The sequence below is a fragment of the Endozoicomonas sp. ALE010 genome, assembly GCF_049310165.1.
Classification (GTDB): Bacteria; Pseudomonadota; Gammaproteobacteria; order Pseudomonadales; family Endozoicomonadaceae; genus Endozoicomonas.
Map to the genome: position 1 here is coordinate 13,710 of NZ_JBLYNV010000058.1, position 20,833 is coordinate 34,542.

A 20,833-nucleotide genomic window follows, 5' to 3' on the forward strand; every position below is an offset into this window, starting at 1 on the left:
CGGTGGCAGCAAATTGGCCTAAAAAGTCAGAAATTTTTAGCAAATAGAGCCACTATTCACTAAAAATTTCCGACTTTTTATCTTCAGTTTCTCGCAATCCTCGCTACGGACGCTTAAGTCCGACAGGCTCCTGGCGCTTAAGTAGATCAGTTTTCATTTTTTCAAACTTGGCTAAGTCTTTAGCAGATTCAGGCGAGCGTTTTTCCTCCGGCACCTGTAATGCGTCAATATCAATTTTCAGTTGAGGGCCCACCGTTTTATTGAATTTTTGCTGGGCACGGGTACCCTTTTGTTTGGCACCAGCCATGACATTTTGACATTCAGTGATCTGTGCCTTGACTTCCGTGTGTCGCGGGCCATTGACTGCCCCGGGAATCCTCAGAAGCCTGTCGTTAGTGCTATAAAGCTCTGACAGTTCTTCTTGTAACTGTTGTATTTTCTCCAATTCCTGGTTGATTTGAGAAAAGAGTTTCATGGACTTTGGGTTATTACTTGCCTTTTTCAAAGCCTGCTCAAAATCCTGGCTGATGTCTTTGGCTCCGTCGTTATCCCTCTCATTAAACAAGGGTTGCAGGGCGGAGGCGAGCACGGTGATATTTCGTGAAGCAAGCTTGGCGTTGTCGGGGATTGATGGGTAATTTGCAGAGAGAATATTTCTTACGCCTTTAATGACGGTGACTTTGAGCTGGCCAAAAAAGCCTTTGTCAGTCTGGGCATTGCTGTCGTTTGCTGGTGCCAGATTGGCGAGCTGCTGAGTGCCTCCTACTCCATGCATGCGCTTATCTCCGCGATAATTATGAAAATTTTTCTATCGGCTGATTCCTGTCATTCATAAGCACCGCCAGAAGTCCTGAGGCCAGGATGCTTCTGGCGTGATTCCCTTATCACATGGTTTTCATTGCCTCCTGCATTTCGGTACGGATATTGCAGGACTTGGGCCCGAAGATCGCCTGCATATTATGGCCAACTACCACAACTGCGGTTGCGCCCAGTTGTTTTATCCGGTCAATATCGGCATTTTCTGTATTGTTAACGGTGACTCTAAGGCGGGTAATGCAGGCATCCAGGTGTTTAATATTGCCTTGACCGCCAAACGCATTAATCAGGTTAACGGCCAGCTCGCTGGATGGCCCGACATTGACTTCGCTGTCACTTTCATCTTCGCGCCCGGGCGTTTTCAAGTTAAGTGCCAGAATCAATACCCGGAAAATAACATAGTAAAGAACGGCATAGAGTGCCCCGAGAATAATGATCCAGACAGGTTTGGTGGCAATGCCGAAATAGAGCACATAGTCGATCAGGCCATTGGAAAAGGACATGGCCATCTTGATGTTCAGATAGTTGGTGATGGTGTAAGCCATGCCAGCCAGCAACGCGTGCATACCATAGAGCAGCGGAGCAACAAACAGGAAAGAAAATTCAATGGGCTCTGTGATGCCTGTCAGTAACGAGGTCAGTGCTGCAGAGATCATGATACCGCCAGCTTTTGCCCTGTTTTCCGGTTTTGCACAATGCCACATGGCAATGGCAGCAGCAGGCAAACCAAACATTTTGAACAGATAGCCGCCGGCCAGAAAACCGGCGGTTGGGTCTCCGGCAAAGAAGCGGGCAATATCGCCATTAAATACCGTACCGGACTCGTCAATAAATTCACCCATTTCCATATGGAAAGGCACGTTCCAGATGTGGTGCAGGCCAAAAGGGATGAGTAGCCTTTCGACAAAACCGTAAACAAACCCTGCCGCCTCCGGGTTTTCATTCACTGACCAATGGGAAAAGTTATTGATAACGGATTGGACTGGAGGCCAGATAAAGCTCAGCAGAATACCAAGGAAAATGGCACCAATGCCGGTAGCAATGGGGACAAACCGTTTACCGGCAAAGAAACCAAGATACTCCGGTAACTGAATTTTGTAGTATCGGTTAAACATCACTGAAGCCAGTATCCCGACAATGATGCCACCAAAGACGCCGGTATCAATGGTACTAATGCCCATCACCGATGAGGGTTCAAAGCCCAGTTGATTGGCCATGATACCCATGGTGCCGAGCATAATGACAAAGCCAACGACAGCAGCTACTGAAGAAACACCGTCGTTTCCCGCCAGCCCTATGGCCGTACCAATGGCAAAAATCAGCGGCAGATTGCTGAATACGGCACCGCCGGCATGGGCCATAATGCTGGAAATCAGGTCCGGTATGAACGAAAACCCTGCACTGCCCACGCCCAGAAGAATCCCGGCTACAGGCAGTACGGCAACTGGCAGCATTAATGCTTTACCAATTTTTTGCAGCGTACCGAAAGTACTTTTGATCATGAGGGTGGCTCCGGAAAGGGATTAACCGGTCAGACCGCTTCTTGGATAGTAACCGGTCAACTGCAACACCTGCCCGTTATAAATGGCGACGGAGTACAGATACCCTGCTGCAATCAGATTGAGTCAGTCTCGGTTAGTGTTGGAGGAGAAAAACAATAGTCCATAAGAATAGACCAACTGGATGCTTTACTAAGGAGCTTGTCAGATTCTGTTGGTTCGTAGATGAAGCTATTAACAGACGGGTAGGTATATCTCGAAATAACTTGATCTGGATCAAGTGATCGCGTGCGGCTTTTACGTATAATTCAAAGCGTGCACTGGATCAACGAGAGCAGGTCAAACAACAAGAAATGCCCTGCTCCGGGTCTGGGTAGTCAACACCACAGCATGGAAATTAGAATAGAAGCGGGAGCATCAGGGTGGCAGTCAATAAAGCTCAGGTTTGAGGGGACCTGGGCTTTTTTTTATCTTTCCAGAAAATGTTACGATTATTAACGGATGTGAGTATTATTAATCAAATGTAGTTTCCCTGCCCCTGTTGGCAATAAGTCAGATTGGGGCTGAGCAATGGAGCTGATGGATTCATGCAATATCTGATTACCGGTGGTACCGGGTTTATTGGGCGCCGACTGGTTCATCGTCTGCTTAATGAAGGGCATCAGGTGGTCGTGTTGAGTCGTCAACCGGCTAAAGAAGTTCGTCTGCAACTCTCTACCCGGGTAAAGCCTGTTTCCTCGCTATCCGCTGTTAATCCAGCCTCGTATTTTGATGCGGTGATTAATCTCGCCGGGGAGGGCATTCTCGATAAAAGATGGAGCCAGGCTCGCAAAAAGACCCTGCTGGATAGCCGTATTGGGGTAACGTCAGAGCTGGTGGACCTGATTGAGCGGATGGAAAATAAACCGGGCTGTTTCATCAGTGCTTCTGCAATCGGATATTATGGCTTCTCCCGTCCCGGCGAGGAGCTGGATGAGTCCGCAGAAGTGGGCAGTGACTTCGCGGCAACCCTTTGTGATCGCTGGGAACAGGTGGCCAGGCGCGTTGAGACGTTGGGGGTTCGCACCTGTATCGTCAGAATCGGTGTGGTGTTGCACCCCAGTGGCGGAGCGTTGCAGAAGATGCTACCTGTTTTCCGTCTGGGGCTGGGGGGGCCAATTGGCAATGGCCGACAGATCATGTCCTGGATCCATATGGACGATATGCTCAATGCATTGCTCTATCTGGTAAACCATCCGGAAACAAAAGGGGTTTTTAATGCCGTTTCCCCGGAGATTCTGACCAACAAGGCATTTGCCAAAGAGCTTGGGCGTGCGGTTCGCCGACCGGCCATCTTGACCACGCCAGAAAGTGTTCTTGCGTTGATGCTTGGAGAGTCTGCACAGTTGCTAACGGAAGGGCAGGCGGTGACGCCCAGGCGACTTCAGGAAGCAGGCTTTACCTTCGCTTACCCCAATGCCAGAAAGGCTTTGGCATCACTGCTTGCTTACCTGCGATAAACGCTCCTCACTGGCCGGGGGCGTTTCTTATCCTGATCATTGCAGACCGTGTAAATAAATTAACGGTCTCAAAGATTTTTTTATTATAAGATTTCATAACTGATTATAGATATCTCAAGGCTGAGAACCATGACTCAGGCATTGGCCATCAAGAATTTAAAAAAAGTATACGACGGCGGGTTTGTTGCTCTGAAAGGGGTTGACCTGGAGGTCGAGAAAGGCGACTTTTTTGCCTTGCTGGGTCCCAATGGTGCCGGTAAATCAACCACCATCGGCGTGATTTCATCAATGGTCCGAAAGTCTGCCGGGAGTGTCTCTGTCTTCGGCCATGACATTGAGCGTGACCTGGTTCGGGCCAAGCGTTCCCTGGGGGTAGTGCCCCAGGAATTTAATTTTAACCAGTTTGAAAAAGTTGAAGACATCCTGGTCAGTCAGGCTGGCTATTATGGCCTTTCTGCCAGGCAGGCCAGACCCCGTATTGAGCACTACCTGAAAAAACTCGGCTTGTGGGATAAACGCTTTACCCAGTCCCGAATGCTGTCGGGCGGTATGAAGCGACGTTTGATGATTGCCAGGGCGTTGATCCATGAACCTGAATTACTGATTCTTGATGAACCCACCGCAGGCGTGGATATAGAGCTGCGTAGAAGTCTGTGGGAGTTTATCAAAGAGATCAACGACCAGGGCACTACGATTATTCTGACTACCCACTATCTGGAAGAGGCGGAGCAACTCTGTCGTAATATTGCCATCATCGATCAAGGGGAAATCGTGGAAAACACCAGCATGAAACGGCTGCTCAGCCTGTTGCAGAAGGAAAGTTTTGTCCTGGATTTGCGCCAGCCTATTGAACAGATACCGGTGTTTTCAGGCTATAAGGTGAACAAAATTGACAACAACTCCCTGGAAGTTGAAGTGGATAAGAATACAGGCGTGAACGATCTGTTCCGGCAGCTGAGTGAACTTAAAATAGAAGTCGCCAGCATGCGAAATAAAAACAACCGACTGGAAGAGCTTTTTGTCAATATGACCAAAGGTGCCCTGAAAGGTGAAAGCGCAACGGGAGGCGAAGCGTGATGTCAGGCCTGGAACATGGGGGAAGTCGGGGATTGCCAGAAAGGCCGCAACACAGTGAGTTTCGTTATCACTGGGTTGCCTTTGTCACCATCTTTGCCAAGGAAGTGCGGCGCTTTATGCGAATCTGGCCGCAAACTCTGTTACCACCGGCGATTTCCATGGTGCTCTATTTTGTTATTTTCGGGGCGGTGATTGGTTCGCGCATTGGTACCATGAGCGGCTTCAGTTATATGACTTACGTTTTGCCCGGGTTGATCATGATGTCGGTGATTACCAACAGCTTCAGTAACGTGGCCTCCAGTTTTTTCAGCAATAAATTTCAGCGAAGCATTGAAGAGGTGCTGATATCTCCCGTGCCCAACTGGATCATTCTGGCGGGTTATGTGCTGGGAGGGGTGGCCCGGGGTGTGATTACCGGGGCTATCGTCATGGGGTTGGGCCTGTTTTTTGTTGAGCTGGATATCCATGATGTGTTTGCAACTTTACTGGCCGTGGTCATGACCGCCACCCTGTTTGCCCTGGGAGGGTTTATCAATGGCATTTTTGCCAGAAAGTTTGACGATGTATCCATTATTCCGACCTTTGTATTGACGCCCATGACCTACCTTGGTGGTGTCTTTTACTCCATCGAAATCCTGCCCGAATTCTGGCAGAAAGTCTCTATGCTGAATCCGATTCTCTATCAGGTGAATACCTTTCGCTATGGACTTCTGGGGGAGGCAGGTGGTGTTGATACCCGCTTTGCTTTTGCGGTAATGTTGCTGGCGATATTGTTACTGGGTGCTTACAGCTTGCACCTGCTGAAAACGGGTCGAGGTCTGAGAAGTTGATGGTTGTTGGCAATGAATGATGTTCTGCATGCTTCACCGCTGGGTAAAAACAGCGACTACAAATCGGCATACGATCCTTCGCTGCTGTTTCCCATTGAGCGGCAAGACAAGCGTATAGAGCTGGGTATTGATCCGGATAATTTGCCGTTTTACGGTCGTGATCTCTGGTATGGCTATGAGCTTTCCTGGTTAAACCTTTCCGGAAAGCCCGTTGTACGCGTTGCCCGGTTTGAGCTGCCCTGCAGCTCCCCCTGCCTGATTGAATCCAAGTCGTTCAAACTGTATCTCAACTCATTTAATCAATCCCGGTTTGCCAGTGCTGAACAGGTTGCAGACTGTATTGCCCGGGACCTTTCGGCAGCAGCCAAAGCACCGGTGGCAGTGCGGCTATATACCATCAATGAATTTGAGGCTCGTGCTTTTGATCCTGCGCCGGGAACCAATATTGATGAAGTTGATGTCATTGTGGATTGTTACCAGTATGACCCAACGCTCTTGGCCAGAAGCTCAACAGGTGATAAATCAGCGGCTGATAATGGGCTAGTCAGTGAGACGTTGAATACCCATTTGCTGAAATCCAACTGTCCGGTTACAGGTCAGCCTGATTGGGGAACGCTGGTGGTCAGTTATTGTGGTGAGCAGATTGATCATGCATCGCTACTGAAATATGTCTGTTCATTCAGGGACCACCAGGAGTTCCATGAACAGTGTGTTGAGCGAGCGTTTGTTGATCTGCAAAAACACTACAGGTTTACAGAGCTGACGATCTATGCCCAATATCTGCGGCGGGGTGGGCTGGATATTAACCCCTGGCGCAGTAAATCAGATAGCAAACCAGGGGCTCTGCGTTTGATTAGACAATAAGTCTCAATGATTTCTCATCAGGCACAATAAGCGGGAAGGCCGGTGTTTAATCGGTCTTGCTCTTGGTATGCTCGGTCAGATCCCGTAAATCGTCTAATATCTTTGATTTCTTTGTCTCATCGAGTGAAGACAGAGTAACGTTTTGTTCAGCTTCCTTGTAAGCCTGCTGCTCAAGGTAACACCCCTCAAAACGCATTTTCAGTCTTTTTGCCATGTCAATTTCATTTCCGCGGACACAAAACGCAATGAGCGGATTGAGCAGGAACAATTTGTCACTGACCTCTCCGGGAAGGTGCCAAGCGTAAGATGCGATAAAATCCTTGAAATTTGAAATCTCGTGGGGTTCCAGGAACCTGATTACACGTTGCTTTTTTGTCAAAATATCCTTAAGGGTGTCTTTAATTATTTGTTTGCCAGCTGCCTCGGGAGCTGCCAGTTTCAGCAGTTTATCGACATCGTAAGAGCATTGGCGAGATTCTTTCATGAGGGCTTTGACAAGGTCCTTGTCGGTAAGGTGAACTCTGAATTTTTTTGAAATATCTATTGCTCTATCGAAATTAAGCCTGGTAAAACAGAGATTCATGAGGGAGTAAGCCAGCTTGGTATCCTTGATGCCGTGATTGAAAAATTCCTCAAAAAAATTCACTATGTCTTCGTACTTTTCTTCGTCCAGTATTAGTAGCCATTTAGCGTCTTGCAAACATTTTTCCAGCCCGTTAGCCAGAGTATTTTTGGCAAACTCCAGGGATTGGGCATCTTGCAGATTTGCCAGTTTCAGTATTGCTTTGCCATGGTCATAAAGGGAGTGTTCGCCAGGTTCAGCGTCTGGTCCATATTTCCCGATCAGTTTATCGAGAACTTTGCTACTTTCAGCGTCTGATGCGTATTTCTCGTTCAGTTCATCGAGAGCTTTGCTACGTTCAGCGTCTGAATTGCATTGCTGGAGCAGTATTTCGATAGTTTTGGCAGGTTCAGTGAAGGGTGCGTATTCCTGGACCAGTTCATCGAGAGCTATCCTGAGACGGTCTGCTTCAAGATTTGCAGTTGCTTTGCAGGTATCTTTAATATGACAGGCATGGTCGAAATCTTTCCGGTCGAAGAACAACTCAAGAGCTGAATTTGCCAGTGTACTATCATCATGGTCACAACCTGCCAGCAAACAGTCGATAAGCGCTTTAAGCTTATTGTACTCTTCCGGGGGCAAACTACGGATAGATGGTAAGTTATCCTGCAAGACGGTTTTCAGGATATCCCCGGCTTTTTGAGCAGCCTGATCCGGGGATGACAGTTTCAGCGATGCCAATAATGATTGAACCCTTGCGGCATCTTTTGCTTTTACAGCTTCTTTAAGAGCTGACAGAGCCTCTTCCGGATCCATCAGAATTGCGGGCTGCGGATCGGTTGTTATGCCGGTTTCGGATTGTGTGCCTTTACCAGCAGGGCCGCCTTGATCAGAGGAAGAAATTTTTCTGTCGGCAAGGGCCGTATCTGTGCCGGTGCCGGTTTCCAGGAAGCCAATAGCGTGGAGTATGCTGGTAACGACAGCGCCAAAAAAGCTGCTTTCAGCCTTTTCTGGTTTTTCTATTGACTGGTCAGATGGTTCCTGCCCGTTTGAGCTGAGCGGTAGAGGTGATGATTGGAGCTTTGCAGGTTGCATAACTGATTAAGTACCTCGCTAAGGTTATTGTTGTCAGTACTCAAACAGACAATAAAAAAAGCAATTAGTTGCAAACAGTCAAACAAAAGTCTCAGGTTTATCGTAAGCGCCAATAAAACCGCCGTCATAGCCAGCCCAAACTTTACGACTTATCCTTTAGATGCTTTCACTGTCCAAGGTAGCAGCCGCTCCCGTTTCTCAACCGTGTCGGCATAAGGCAGTTCTTTAAAATTGCCCTTTACCTTTTTGCCTGGCTTGGCCTCGCCTTTTTTGGCATCGATAAATTTACGTCTCACATGGTCAAAACACCCAAGCTGCGTTATGCCTTCCTGGCGGCAGACTGCAATCAGGTTGATCAGTTAGTTGCCGGGACAGACGCATCAACCAGTTAGCCATAGTCGTGCGGGTGACCGAACCACCGTAGCAGGCGAGGATTTTTTCCTGCCGGTATAGATGCAGGGCATCACAGAACCTGGCAACAATGATGTAGGCCAGCATGCAGGTTGTCACTGCTGACTTGGGAATAGGATGCCTGGGCAACTCAGCGGCTTTGGTGATTCGTCTTTCTGGTTGATTGTCGTCTTGCGACTCCGGGAATACCCCGCTTCTCCTGTAGGATCTCTTTTACTCTCACCCTGGCAGGGATGATGTCCAGCTCTTTCCAGGCTGTTGCCATGCAGCCGGGCCAGATTTTTTTGTGCAGGGATGTGCCCCTGCCTGGCGGCCTTCTCCAGCCAGGTCAGGGCCACGGTGTAGTTCTGCTCCGTCCCCAGGCCCTTCAGGTGCATACAGGCCAGCTGATATTGTGCAGCGGCAACGCCCTGGTCGGCAGACTTGCAAAACCAGAACAGGGCTTCGGCGTAGTTCTGCTCCCCCCCCAGACCCATCAGGTACAAATAGCCCAGGTTGTTTTGTGCACCGGCGTGTCCCTGATCAGCAGACTTGCGGTACCAGGCCAGGGCCTCAGTATAGCTCTGCTCCACCCCCAGACCGTGTTGGTGCATCCAACCCAGACTGTGTTGTGCACCTGCGTCTCCCTGGTCGGCGGCCTTGCGGGACCAGATCAGGGCTTCGGCATAATTCTGCTCTGTTCCCAGCCCCTTCAGAAACATCCGACCCAGCTGATATTGCGATGCGGTGTCTCCCTGGTTGGCAGCCTTGTCGTACCAGGTCAGGGCTTCGGTGTGGTTCTGCTCCGTCCCCAGACCCTGATAGTACAACCAGGCCAGGTTGCTTTGTGCGGCAGCGAGTCCCTGGTCAGCGGCTTTGCGGAACCAGGTCAGAGCCTCACCGTAGTTTTGCTCCACCCCCAGCCCCTTAAAGTACATCCAGCCCAGGATGTTTTGCGTGCTGGGGTCTCCCTTTTTGGCGGCCTTGCGGAACCAGATAAAGGCCTCGATGCAGTTTTGCTCGGTCTCCCGAGGTAACTCCCCGATGATCCAGCTCAGATTGTTGTGTGCGGCGACACTTCCCTGTTCGAGACTCTTACAAAACCAGGTCAGGGCTTTGGCGTAGCTCTTCCTTACCCCCAGGCCCTCTGCATACATCCAGCCCAGGTTGTTTTGCGCGGAACTGTATCCCTGGCAGGCGGCCTTGCGGAACCAGGTGAAAGCCTTGGCGTAGTTTTGCCCCACTCCCAGGCCCCTTAAGTACATAGAGCCCAGGTTGTTTTGTGCGTCGGGGTCCCCACGCTTGGTGGCCTTTTGGAACCAGTTCAGGGCCTCGGCGTAGTTCTGCTCCACCCCCAGACCAATCAGGTACATTAAGCCCAGGTTGTTTTGTGCTTTGGCATTCCCGTGGTCGGCGGCCTTGTAGAACCAGGTCAGGGCCTCGGCGAAGTTCTGCTCCACCCCCAGACCGTACAGGTACATCAAGCCCAGTCTGTTTTGCGCTACTTTATTGTTGGTGGTCAATCCCGCGCTGATCAGCAGTGCTGCTATTTCCCAACGTTGTTGCTTTAACGACAGGGTTAGCGGGTTTTTCCTATCCAGGAACGAGCGCTGACCGGGGTTGAACCCGGTTGCCAGAATATCTTCTACATCCCTGACCCGGTTACCCTCAATTGACTTGAACAGCTCCTTCCGCAGATTTACGGGCCAGGTCATTGAGGGAGTACTGCCCGTTATCAAGCGGCGGTCAATTGGACACCGTGGGGTTATTTTCACCCAGTTGCTTATGCATGCGTGGTGGTATTCATGAGTGCACGGCTGTAACCTTACGACCGTAGCCGTGTCTTTGATTCGGATCTTCCGGGCCAGGGCCGCTGCAGTTCGAGAGCATCTTGTACCAGGACTTTCCCTGATTTCATCCCAGCAGATTGCACAAGATTGACTGATACTGTTCATAACTTGTCAGACTTGTCTATCAACCAGAAGTTCCGTGAAAAAGCTCCATTCGAAAGAGTGCCGAAATTATTTCCTGATCTATTTCATGAGTAGCCAGCAGGACTACCGGTCTTTAAACTTCATCGCCACCGAGTTGATACAATATCGCAGACCGGTAGGTTCCGGCCCGTCCGGAAATACGTGGCCCAGGTGAGCACCGCAATTAGAACAAAGGACTTCAGTGCGCTCCATGCCAAGGCTGTTGTCTTCCTGCATGGTGATCGCATCGCTGTCGATGGTTTGGTAGAAACTGGGCCAACCACACCCGGCATCAAATTTCACCGATGAGTCAAACAGCTTTTGCTGGCAGCAGACACAGTGAAAAACACCATCTTTCTCAAAGAAGTTATATTCGCCGGTAAAAGGCTGCTCAGTCCCCTTTTCACGGCACACATAGTACTGTTCATCGGTAAGCGTTGCCCGCCACTGTTCATCTGATTTTTTCTCGGTCATCAAATACTGCCCTCTTATTCCACTTTCATCAGTCAACAGAGACTTTCCTAGGATAACCGCCCGGTTAAAAACTATCTACACTAGTGCAACTCTTGCAAGATCAATTCATAATGCCACACGGCAAGCCCAAAGAACCTGAAACCATCGGTAAGACATCCATGAAGGATATTGAAAAATCCACCAAACTCGACAATGTCTGTTACGACATTCGCGGCCCCGTTCTTCGTGAAGCCAAGCGGCTGGAAGAAGAGGGACATCGTGTCATTAAATTGAACACGGGCAATCCCGCGGCGTTTGGCTTTGATGCCCCCGATGAAATCACCCAGGACGTGATCCGCAATTTGCCGTTGTCGCAGGGTTACTGTGATTCCAAGGGCCTGTTTTCAGCCCGCAAGGCCATTATGCAGTACTGTCAACAGAAGAACTTCCCGCCCATTTCTGTTGAAGACATTATTATCGGTAACGGTGTCAGTGAGCTGGTGGTGATGACCATGCAGGCATTGCTGAACAATGGCGATGAGATGCTGATCCCGGCTCCGGACTACCCCTTGTGGACCGCCGCTGTGCATCTGTCCGGTGGCCGTGCCGTTCATTATCGTAAGGATGAGCAGTCAGACTGGTGTCCGGATATTGACGATATCCGCAGTAAAATTACCGCCAAAACCCGGGGGATTGTGGTTATCAATCCAAACAACCCGACTGGTGCGGTTTATCCGGACGACCTTCTGAAAGAGATCGTACAGCTGGCCAGAGAGCACGACCTGATCATATTCGCTGACGAAATATACGATAAAATCCTCTATGACGGGGTTGAGCACACGGCCCTGGCCTCGCTGGCGGACGACGTGCTTTGTATCAGTTTTAACGGCCTGTCCAAATCTTACCGGGTTGCCGGCTTTCGGGCGGGCTGGCTGGTGGTGTCCGGCCCGAAGCAAAATGCCAGAAGCTACCTTGAAGGCCTGGAAATGCTGGCCTCAATGCGCCTCTGTGCCAACGTACCTGCGCAACACGCCATTCAGACCGCATTGGGTGGTTACCAGAGTATTAATGACCTGATATTGCCCGGCGGCAGACTGCTTGAGCAGCGTAACCGGGCCTGGGAAATGCTGGATCAGATACCGGGCGTCAGCTGTACCAAGCCCAAAGGAGCCCTCTACCTGTTCCCCAGGCTCGACCCTGAACATCACAAGATCCATGATGATGAACAGCTGGTACTGGATTTTCTCCTTCAGGAAAAAGTACTGCTGGTCCAGGGCACTGCTTTCAACTGGCCTGAGCCTGACCATCTGCGCATCATTTCGCTCCCCAGGACAGAAGACCTGGAAACCGTAATGACCAAACTTGAACGGTTCCTCAGTCGATACCGGCAGTAATTAACACCGTTAACCCCCGGCTATGCCGGGGTGGCTCCCATAGGTTCAACATAAGTAGTTAACAGCTTAAAAGGGTTGAACTTTTATTATTTATTTTTGTCTACCAATTAAAAAACCAGTGTTCTGTTTAAAAGCCATTGTTCTATTTAATAACTGAGCTTGTCAGGGAAGAAATAAAAGTAATTACAATGGGATTATCATTGTGGATAACTTGCCTCCCACAACATCCAATACAGCACTCTCTGCGGATCCACCCAATAATGATTGCAGAAAAGCCGGGGCGTCATCACGTAAAACCGGGAAACTGGGTGGACGGCAAGTTCAATCTATAACACCTGCCCAAAAACACCAGCTTATTTTAAAAAGCATGATTGCTGAAATGGGTGCACTGAATAACTTCATGAAACATAATTTTCGCACGTATAATCCAGACGCTTCATTGGAACGAGGTGAGTTACTGCACGGTGTTGATACGGGACAACTGTTAAAGCATATGAACAAGTGTAAAGACTTGCACCAGGAGTGCGTCAAGGCAATGGCGACTTGTACAAATCTGGCAACTTTTGAACGCCTGATGAAATCCGCAGATTTTTATGAGGAATTCCAGGAAAATTTTTATAAAAAAATAAATGAAATCGCCGATGACATAAACCGTCAGATCGCTCAAGAGTTATACCGTGTGACCAGTGATAGCGATGATGATGGCGAATCAGTCAGCAAAAATACGACAGATGATATTGTTATAAACTTACCGGATAATATCGATCAGGCGAATAAAACCGAATCTGTCACTCTGCTGAAGAGAGTTCTTAAATGCTTTTCACTTTTTGTTGATCCAACAGCAAAATCACTGAAAAAAAACGAAAAATCCGAACAGAAACTATATTCCAAATGGTGTGAGTTGTTTGCCAGGTCACTGGCCAGGGTACTCGACCATGACCGGGAACTGGATTCTGAGATGTTGTGCTCAGTAAAGACAATCATGGCCGCGTTTGATAAACGCACTTATGGTCAGGATAATTCACTGCATTTACTGGCCGTCCTTAACCAGCTTAATAAGAAAGGTATCCTTAATCCGCAAACGTCGTTTACTGGTAAAGAGATATTTGTTGGTCATGTCATTAAAGCATGTATCGCGCAGTTGGATCATCTGAACAAAATCATTGATTCAAAGGCAAAGGATGGCGAACCGCACCAAATGGAATTGCGCATAAAAGACAAGTTTGTGAACCAGTTGAATGCGCTCAGACCTTATTTTCCTGAGGGCGACCTGTATATTGAGTTTATCCTCAGACTGGTCGTTGATAAGGTTGACCACAACTGGTTTGCGCTGCTGTACGCCGTGGCCCATTGTCCGTCCGAAGCGTTATCGGATCCGCGGCGTGAAAGACTTTCACAACGACTGGCGCAATATCATCCCCAGGCCCAAGCGATGCTGGATGCCCTGTTCACAGGCAATCATGGACAGATACCCGAAGCCACAGTCCCTGACTACTACCCGGTGCTGTGGCTCAAGGCATTTATCCTGAACAAACAGGGTGAACACCACCGTGCCTATGAAGCCATTATCCAGGCGGAGAGCGGTTGTCGGCGGATGCCCGGGCAGAAGCAGCCTGATGTCCGCCTGCAACTGGAAATCCTGCGCATAAAGCTGCGCAGTCAGCCGCTGGCAACAGGACTCCCCGGGTTAAGCTTTGAACAGCTTAAGACCATGAAAGCACAGGCCGACAATCTGATTAGTCATCCCCAGGCCTATTGGACGCAGCACGAACATACCGTGCTTCAGCAATTACGAGGGGAATTGGCGGCACTGTTGCCACAGTATGCGCCAACTGTTACAGAGTCGGTGACACTGGCAGGCACCGGAACCGTCGAAGAGCCTCCCGAAGAGCCGGATACTCTCAACACAGAGGCAGATGTTGTCATGCCAGCACTGCCCCGGAGCCGGAAAACCCTGGTAAAGGAACTGTGCAAAAAACTGAAGGCCGGGATCAGAATCTGGCAGGGCCGTAACCGACCAGAATCGCTGATGCCGGATGACTCATACCAGGTGATGGGGCCTTATGGAAAAACGCTGTCAGCAACGGAAACCATGCGAAAAGATCACTGGAACGGTGGCATTCGGCAATTGCTCACGGAGGTCAATGCCCATCGGGCCTATGGTGATATCATCAGCGAGCTGTCCTGCTACCAGAGAGTCCTTGCCGATCCGACCCGAAAGGGTACCATTGGCATTTATCGCCTGACACTGGAGTTGTCCTGGACCATTATGCGCTATGTTAACGGAGAATACGGGGCAGTAGGCCTGACGGACAGAGAAAAAGGAGAGTTGCTGGATATATCCTGGCAATCTCTGAAGCAATCCGTCTGCCTTGCCATGCGCAGGAACAGCCCATTGCCTGAGCAGGCATCGGACCAGGAACTGGTCGACACCGTCGTCCAATGGTTGCAGCTTCTGAAAGATCCCGAAGCAAAAAAAGAGATGGAATTTTTTATGCGCTGTGCCCTGGGCAGTACGGCTGGGCATATCCATGGCTTTCTGGCAGAAATATTTCCGAGGCAGAAACAACACTCAGACAGCGCCCGGTTTTTCTTTGAAGCGAAGACCCGACTTCAGCCGGACTATCAAAAACCGGTTTCTGAAGCAGGCCAGGATAGCCGCCATGACCTGATGCGAAAAAATCAGCAGCAGCGCTGGAGCCAAGGGCGTTAATAACGCTGTTGCCAACAAAAAAAAGGTGTAACCGGCAATTGTCAAAAGCCTTGAATCTCGCACAACAGGCAGAGATTTACTCTATAATTTCCCCGGGTTATGACGCAGTAAATATAAAATTCACAGGATTCATTGCTCATGAAAGGCACAACTGAAACCAGTAAGGAGCTTGCACAGCTTGCGTGTATCACCTGCCGTGGCACTAAATTTGAGACGGACACATTAACCAAAGTCGGGGCATACTTAGGATTGAAGGTTGGCGTAGGGACTTTTGTTTTAGAAAGAAATACCGTTTACATCGCGAAACAGATGGCGAAAGCAACCGGCCAACCATTCATCAGATCCATGTCGACGAGAGCCCCTGTTGTCATACCCGCAGTAGTAGTGGTCGGAGCAGCTTTGGGAAGGATGGCTCAGACCTTCGAAGACATTACCGGGAAGACGACTGTATCTGATTATGTAATTGCGAATTATGTTAATGGAAAAGCTGCTGTTGACTTGGACATTAACCTCTGAAAGTGTCAGCCTTTCAGCGTTTTTATGGATGATCTATGAACGACATACACATTGACGAATTTTACCAGGACTGCGTAAAAACGCTGGTTCAGCTTTATAATAGCTTCCCCCGCCTGACAACACTTTACGTTGACGATCTGATTACCAACGCCGGCACCGACGAGTACGGCATCCCTAACCGGCGCCACAAAGCCTGTTTTGATGCTATGCTCTGGCTGGCTTCAGAAGGCTATATTCGTTATCAGGATACGATCCGGCAAGACGCGCTGGATCAGGTGGTACTCACGGAAAAAAGCTTTTTACGCTTAAGTCTGCCCACCACTGCCCCGGATAATCCGGATAATAAAAAGAACGACCTGCCGCCGTCTGTTGCCCGGAAACAGGCGACAATGGCTTGGCATTGCCGACAGGCCCTTAACAATAAAGGCGGTGAAGCGATTGCCAGGGCTGCGCTGCAATTTTTTACCGAATAGTGAGCAGAATGGGGGCAGGTATCCGGCTCTTTTTCTGTCAGTACCATGTAAAAATAAAGCGCATTTTATAGACGCTCTTGAAAGGATAAATAGTCGCCTTTATATAAGTAGCTAACCATATGAAATCATATATTTCTGACTCCTTGTTCAGGCACTCTCGGCAACAGTTCCTGCGTTGCTCTAGCTCCTGCATCCATGCAGTCGTGCTTCGTTACAACTCCGGTCATATAGCTACGGCTATGCTCCCTCCGTTGTGCCTCGCATAGCACCTGCCCAAGTAGCCAGAAATATATGATTCCATATGGCCAGCTACTTTGCTGTTTAATGACAATGATGACGATGAGGTCACCTTAACTCATGAAGAGAATCCTGTTGTTTCTGGCCACAAACATGGCAGTCCTGTTGCTGGCCAGTATCACACTGAATATTCTCGGCGTCGGCAGTTATCTGAGCCACCAGGGGCTGAATATGGGTTCCCTGCTGGTATTCTGTGCTGTATTCGGTTTTGCCGGCTCTTTTGTCTCCCTGCTACTCTCCAAAACCATGGCCAAAATGAGCACAGGGACGCAGATTATTGAACAACCGCAAACAGCCCGGGAGCAGTGGCTGGTTGAGACGGTCAGGGAACTCTCTGAAAAGGCCAGCATCGGCATGCCGGAAGTGGGTATCTTCCACTCCCCGGAAGCCAATGCCTTTGCCACCGGGTGGAATAAAAATGCCGCGCTGGTTGCGGTTAGCGAAGGGCTGCTGGACCGCTTCAGCCCGAACGAAGCCCGTGCAGTTATTGGTCACGAAATTGGCCACGTTGCCAACGGCGATATGGTTACCCTGAGCCTGATCCAGGGGGTTGTGAACACCTTTGTCATGTTCTTTGCCCGGATTATCGGTTATGCCGTTGATTCCTTCCTGCGTCGTGATGATGAAGACGAAGGTGGCGTCGGTATGGGTTTTTACATAACCAGCTTTATCGCCGAGATTATTCTTGGTTTTCTGGCCAGTGCTATCGTTATGTGGTTCTCCCGTCAGCGGGAATTCAGGGCAGATGAAGCCGGTGCCGAACTGGCCAGCCGCAGAGATATGATTGCCGCACTGGAACGCCTGCGTGCCGAGTATGAAGCGCCGAGTGCCATGCCTGCAACCATGACTGCCTTTGGTATCCGCAGCGGTGATCGCAGTGGACTGGCAGCCCTGTTTACCAGTCACCCGCCGTTAGACCAGCGCATTGAAGCGCTACGCGCTCACCATTAAGTTCCCCCTTAAGGCCGGTAATCCCCGGCCTTTTTTAACCACTCAGTGCACAACAAAAAAAGGTTTTCCGTCGAACCGTTTGTGATCTTTAAATGTCAACCAGCGCCGGACAGATGAAAAGACAGGACTGAGAAAAACCGCTCCGGTCTATCAACAGCTGCTATTGACTGTTTATAATGGGGTTTTTCGTTAGAACCTTTCGATATGCAACTTTTGTCGCCAGAGCCAGTCTGGATCAATAACAATCAGTCACTTGAAGACTATTGCCAGCGATGGTCCAGGCTTGATGCCATCGCTCTGGATACTGAGTTTATTCGTACAGACACTTTCTACCCACAGCCAGGGCTGATTCAGGTGGGCACAGGCGCGGATGTTTTTCTGATCGATCCACTGGCCATTGATCAGTGGCAACCACTGGCCAGATTGTTTGAAGACAACTCGGTGGTTAAAGTCCTTCATGCCTGTAGTGAAGACCTGGAAGTGTTCAAGCTGTTAACCGATACCGTTCCCAGACCACTGTTTGATACCCAGCTGGCCGCAGCGTTTGCTAACCTGGGATTTTCCCTTGGTTATCAGGCCCTGCTCAGGCAAGTACTGAACATTGATCTGCCCAAGGATGAGACAAGGTCTAACTGGTGCCAGCGACCATTGACGGATGCCCAGATTCGCTATGCCAGCCTGGATGTTGCACATTTACTGGAGATTTATCAGCACCTGGAGCAGCTGTTGGTGCCAACGCCGAAAAAGGCCTGGCTGGAGGATGAGTGCCTGGCCATGACGTTGAATGTGCTGCCTTTTGATCCGGGAAATGCCTGGAAAGAGGTAAAACGAGGCTGGCAATTGCGCCCCCAACAATTGGCTGTACTAAAGGCACTCTGCCACTTTCGGGAAGTTGCCTCCCGCAGTCTGGATGTTCCTCGCAACCGGGTTATCCCCAAAGGCAGCCTCTGGCCACTGGCGAGGTTTCAGCCTAAAGCCATGAATGCCCTGCGGGAAATACCAGAAATGCGTGCCAGTATTATCCGCAACCATGGCGAGCAGATAGTGGATATTATCAGATCGGCCAGTCAGATTCCGGAAGCACAAAGGCCTGAAAAGCTGCCTCTGCCACTGCCAAAAAATGTCAGGGATTGGGGTAAGCAGATCAAAACACTGATGTCGCAACTGGCTGTTGAATTGCAGTTGCCTATGGAGCTGCTGATGCCGGGCAAATTAACCACACCACTGCTGCGCAGCTGGCTGGATCATGGTCGTTTTATGCTACCGGATACCCTCAAGGGCTGGCGTCGTGATATCATCGGCACCCCGCTGATTCAGCAGCTCAATCAATTAAGTCAACAGGAAAAAGGCCATTGAATGAAGTCTCTGGTGACCATCTATAAAAGCCCGAAAAGGGAAGGTATGTACCTGTACCTGAACAAGGGAGCTATATTGGAAAAGACCCTGCCAGAGGCATTATTGCAAGCCTTTGGCAAACCGGTGCATGTTTTTGACCTGTTGCTGACGCCGGAGAAAAAGCTGGCACGGGTAGAGACTGCCAGTGTCCTTCAGGGGATTTCCGATCATGGCTTCTATCTGCAAATGCCCCCCAAAGAGCAGGATGATTACCTGATCAAACTGCCGGATGAGTTTCTTTCATTTAACGACCCAACATGACCGCAAAACCTTTCTGGGAAACCAAAACCCTGGCAGAAATGACCGCCGATGAGTGGGAAAGCCTCTGTGATCGTTGTGGTCGCTGCTGCCTGCACAAACTGGAAGATGAAGATACGGATACGGTTTATTACACGTCAGTAGCCTGTAAACTGCTGGACACCGGCAGCTGTCAATGCCAAAACTACCCGAACCGTAAAGACATCGTGCCGGAATGTACAGTACTGACGCTGAAAGATGTTGAGCTGTTCCACTGGCTGCCCGAAACCTGCGCCTATCGGCTGATCAGCGAAAAGAAACCGCTGTTTGACTGGCATCCACTGTTATCCGGCTCCTGTGAATCTATCCATCAGGCCGGAATCTCGGTAAAAGGATGGGTACATTCAGAAAATGATATTGCAGAAGATGATCTTGAGGACTATATCATTCCCCACAATATGATTGGCTGAAGGATCAACAGCATTTAATACGACCTTCATCCAACATTCATACAATGAATCAGTCCGGTAACCTCCCTGAAATTTTGATCAAATGACAGGACGTTATTTATGTTTTGCTCAGTTAGCCATGCTCAAACAACAGCAATAATGACCTCTCCGGCATTTAGCTCAGTGCGTGTCCGGTGTGGCACTGTTGCCACCGTGTCAGGCCGTTGTATCAGCATGGTTGATGAGCCGAAAAGGCAGAGTTTTGAAAACGCCAGCCCTGGCACAGAACATTCACTGAAACATTGTGGGCTTGCAGCCAGACAGGTAGAAGGCAAGCCTGCACAGCCACCGCTTATGCTTGCCATTGAGGTGGCAGATGACACCTTGTCAGCATCATGTTGTCGTAAAGATAACTGCAAAGAAAACAGCGAATCCACGGTAGGCCAGGAGGGTGATACTCTGGGGCATAGAGAGCCCTCAGCTTATAGAGAGCCCCCCGTGTATGGGAAGCCTTCAGCACTGCAAAAGCCCGGTAAAAAAAACGATTGTTGTATTATTGACATCGAAGGCAGCACCAATAAATCACCGCTCCTGCTTGCAGAAGAGAACGCAGGCAATACGGCCAGCGAAACCATTAGTGCTATTGAAGGTGACTCTGCGCTCATCAGTCAGTTAAATGAACACGGTTTTGCCAGTGATATTTTTTCTGAAGTCCTGCAAACACTCAATCCCCAAAAAGTATATTCCCGATATGTCGTCCAGCATGATGACACACTGAAAAAGTTTGCCGCCAAAGTATTATGTAACGGGGCGGCAGGCACTATTTCTGCTGATGCACTGGACTATATAAGTCAGGCAAAAGGTGCAGCAGGTATTATCTCTGCCATGGTGGCTATTGGCATCGTTGATGGTCTTTATTCCTGTGGCAAGCATCTTCATGAGCATCGGCAACAGCCTGACAATATCCTGCGAATACTGGGTTATGGTACGTACAAATGTATCAGGCCAGTCATGAACCTGCTTCCTGAAACGTTTTGCCAATGTGTCAGAAAAGCCTATATCTATGGGTCTCTTTCCGGTGCCAGTGCAACCCTGCTGGCGGACTTCCTGTCGCACTTATCAAAGTTCGCCATGACAACCTCAGCGGCTTCCTTTATCACTGGGTACGCATGCCCCATACTGTTGCTGGTCCTTACCTCAGCAGGAGGGATGAGCGGAATAATATCCGCTTATGAAAATTATAAAAAAAACACCGCCTGCTAGGAGCCTGTCCGAGAATAGACTACCCTACTGCGGTGGCAGCAAATTGGTCTAAAAAGTCGGAAATTTTTAGCAAATAGAACCACTATT

Annotated in this window: 19 protein-coding genes and 1 pseudogene; 13 read left to right on the top strand and 7 right to left on the bottom strand. The window is 49.5% G+C overall.

Features of this window, described 5'->3' with window-relative positions; all coding sequences use genetic code 11:
• Positions 1-103: 103 nt before the first annotated feature.
• Positions 104-775, bottom strand: coding sequence for a hypothetical protein (locus ACO6UY_RS19430; RefSeq protein WP_422490924.1), 672 nt, complete (start codon positions 773-775; stop codon positions 104-106).
• A gap of 109 nt (positions 776-884) precedes the next feature.
• The gene (gene ptsG / locus ACO6UY_RS19435; RefSeq protein ID WP_422450282.1) at positions 885-2,318 is read right to left on the bottom strand and encodes a PTS glucose transporter subunit IIBC; all 1,434 of its coding nucleotides are present in this window, start codon (positions 2,316-2,318) and stop codon (positions 885-887) included.
• A 584-nt stretch (positions 2,319-2,902) separates the two neighbouring features.
• Between ptsG and ACO6UY_RS19440 the strand changes: the two genes are divergently transcribed.
• The 4 genes from ACO6UY_RS19440 (at position 2,903) to queF (ending at position 6,585) form a co-directional block, all read left to right on the top strand.
• Positions 2,903-3,814 carry a TIGR01777 family oxidoreductase gene (locus tag ACO6UY_RS19440; RefSeq protein WP_422450283.1) on the top strand — a complete coding sequence of 304 codons (912 nt, stop codon included), beginning with the start codon at positions 2,903-2,905 and terminating at the stop codon, positions 3,812-3,814.
• A gap of 129 nt (positions 3,815-3,943) precedes the next feature.
• On the top strand, positions 3,944-4,891 hold the full coding sequence (locus ACO6UY_RS19445; RefSeq protein WP_422450284.1) for an ABC transporter ATP-binding protein: 948 nt from the start codon (positions 3,944-3,946) through the stop codon (positions 4,889-4,891).
• Positions 4,891-5,721 (top strand): ABC transporter permease, encoded by an 831-nt coding sequence (locus ACO6UY_RS19450; protein WP_422450285.1) that lies wholly within the window; start codon positions 4,891-4,893, stop codon positions 5,719-5,721. The genes ACO6UY_RS19445 and ACO6UY_RS19450 overlap by 1 nt, the downstream gene beginning before the upstream one ends.
• A gap of 12 nt (positions 5,722-5,733) precedes the next feature.
• Positions 5,734-6,585: an NADPH-dependent 7-cyano-7-deazaguanine reductase QueF gene (queF, locus tag ACO6UY_RS19455; RefSeq protein WP_422450286.1), complete on the top strand. Its 852-nt coding sequence runs from the start codon at positions 5,734-5,736 to the stop codon at positions 6,583-6,585.
• Positions 6,586-6,631: 46 nt separating this feature from the next.
• Here the strand turns inward: queF and ACO6UY_RS19460 are convergent, their stop codons facing one another.
• From ACO6UY_RS19460 to msrB, 5 genes and pseudogenes are all read right to left on the bottom strand, one after another.
• Positions 6,632-8,242, bottom strand: coding sequence for a hypothetical protein (locus ACO6UY_RS19460; protein ID WP_422450287.1), 1,611 nt, complete (start codon positions 8,240-8,242; stop codon positions 6,632-6,634).
• Positions 8,243-8,542: 300 nt separating this feature from the next.
• Positions 8,543-8,740, bottom strand: a complete 198-nt coding sequence (locus ACO6UY_RS19465) for an IS66 family transposase (RefSeq protein ID WP_422450288.1) — start codon at positions 8,738-8,740, stop codon at positions 8,543-8,545.
• Between the two features lie 8 nt (positions 8,741-8,748).
• Complete coding sequence (locus ACO6UY_RS19470; RefSeq protein WP_422450561.1) at positions 8,749-10,347, bottom strand: tetratricopeptide repeat protein; 1,599 nt, start codon at positions 10,345-10,347, stop codon at positions 8,749-8,751.
• 39 nt (positions 10,348-10,386) lie between these two features.
• A pseudogene (locus tag ACO6UY_RS19475) lies at positions 10,387-10,587 on the bottom strand (hypothetical protein); the annotation flags it as partial.
• A gap of 102 nt (positions 10,588-10,689) precedes the next feature.
• On the bottom strand, positions 10,690-11,079 hold the full coding sequence (msrB, locus tag ACO6UY_RS19480; RefSeq protein ID WP_209200597.1) for a peptide-methionine (R)-S-oxide reductase MsrB: 390 nt from the start codon (positions 11,077-11,079) through the stop codon (positions 10,690-10,692).
• 158 nt (positions 11,080-11,237) lie between these two features.
• Between msrB and ACO6UY_RS19485 the strand changes: the two genes are divergently transcribed.
• The 9 genes from ACO6UY_RS19485 (at position 11,238) to ACO6UY_RS19525 (ending at position 20,746) form a co-directional block, all read left to right on the top strand.
• A complete protein-coding gene (locus tag ACO6UY_RS19485) occupies positions 11,238-12,452 on the top strand; it encodes a pyridoxal phosphate-dependent aminotransferase (protein WP_422450562.1) in 1,215 nt (404 codons plus the stop codon).
• 400 nt (positions 12,453-12,852) lie between these two features.
• Positions 12,853-15,165, top strand: a complete 2,313-nt coding sequence (locus ACO6UY_RS19490; protein WP_422490926.1) for a hypothetical protein — start codon at positions 12,853-12,855, stop codon at positions 15,163-15,165.
• 138 nt (positions 15,166-15,303) lie between these two features.
• Positions 15,304-15,681 carry a hypothetical protein gene (locus tag ACO6UY_RS19495; protein WP_422450290.1) on the top strand — a complete coding sequence of 126 codons (378 nt, stop codon included), beginning with the start codon at positions 15,304-15,306 and terminating at the stop codon, positions 15,679-15,681.
• A 35-nt stretch (positions 15,682-15,716) separates the two neighbouring features.
• A complete protein-coding gene (locus ACO6UY_RS19500; protein ID WP_422450291.1) occupies positions 15,717-16,154 on the top strand; it encodes a hypothetical protein in 438 nt (145 codons plus the stop codon).
• Positions 16,155-16,511: 357 nt separating this feature from the next.
• Positions 16,512-17,402: a protease HtpX gene (gene htpX / locus ACO6UY_RS19505; protein ID WP_422450292.1), complete on the top strand. Its 891-nt coding sequence runs from the start codon at positions 16,512-16,514 to the stop codon at positions 17,400-17,402.
• Positions 17,403-17,606: 204 nt separating this feature from the next.
• Positions 17,607-18,758, top strand: a complete 1,152-nt coding sequence (gene rnd / locus ACO6UY_RS19510) for a ribonuclease D (protein ID WP_422450293.1) — start codon at positions 17,607-17,609, stop codon at positions 18,756-18,758.
• Positions 18,759-19,058 (top strand): YcgL domain-containing protein, encoded by a 300-nt coding sequence (locus ACO6UY_RS19515; RefSeq protein WP_163369715.1) that lies wholly within the window; start codon positions 18,759-18,761, stop codon positions 19,056-19,058.
• Positions 19,055-19,504: a YcgN family cysteine cluster protein gene (locus ACO6UY_RS19520; protein ID WP_422450294.1), complete on the top strand. Its 450-nt coding sequence runs from the start codon at positions 19,055-19,057 to the stop codon at positions 19,502-19,504. The genes ACO6UY_RS19515 and ACO6UY_RS19520 overlap by 4 nt, the downstream gene beginning before the upstream one ends.
• Before the next feature lie 99 nt (positions 19,505-19,603).
• A complete protein-coding gene (locus ACO6UY_RS19525) occupies positions 19,604-20,746 on the top strand; it encodes a hypothetical protein (protein WP_422450295.1) in 1,143 nt (380 codons plus the stop codon).
• Positions 20,747-20,833 lie beyond the last annotated feature (87 nt).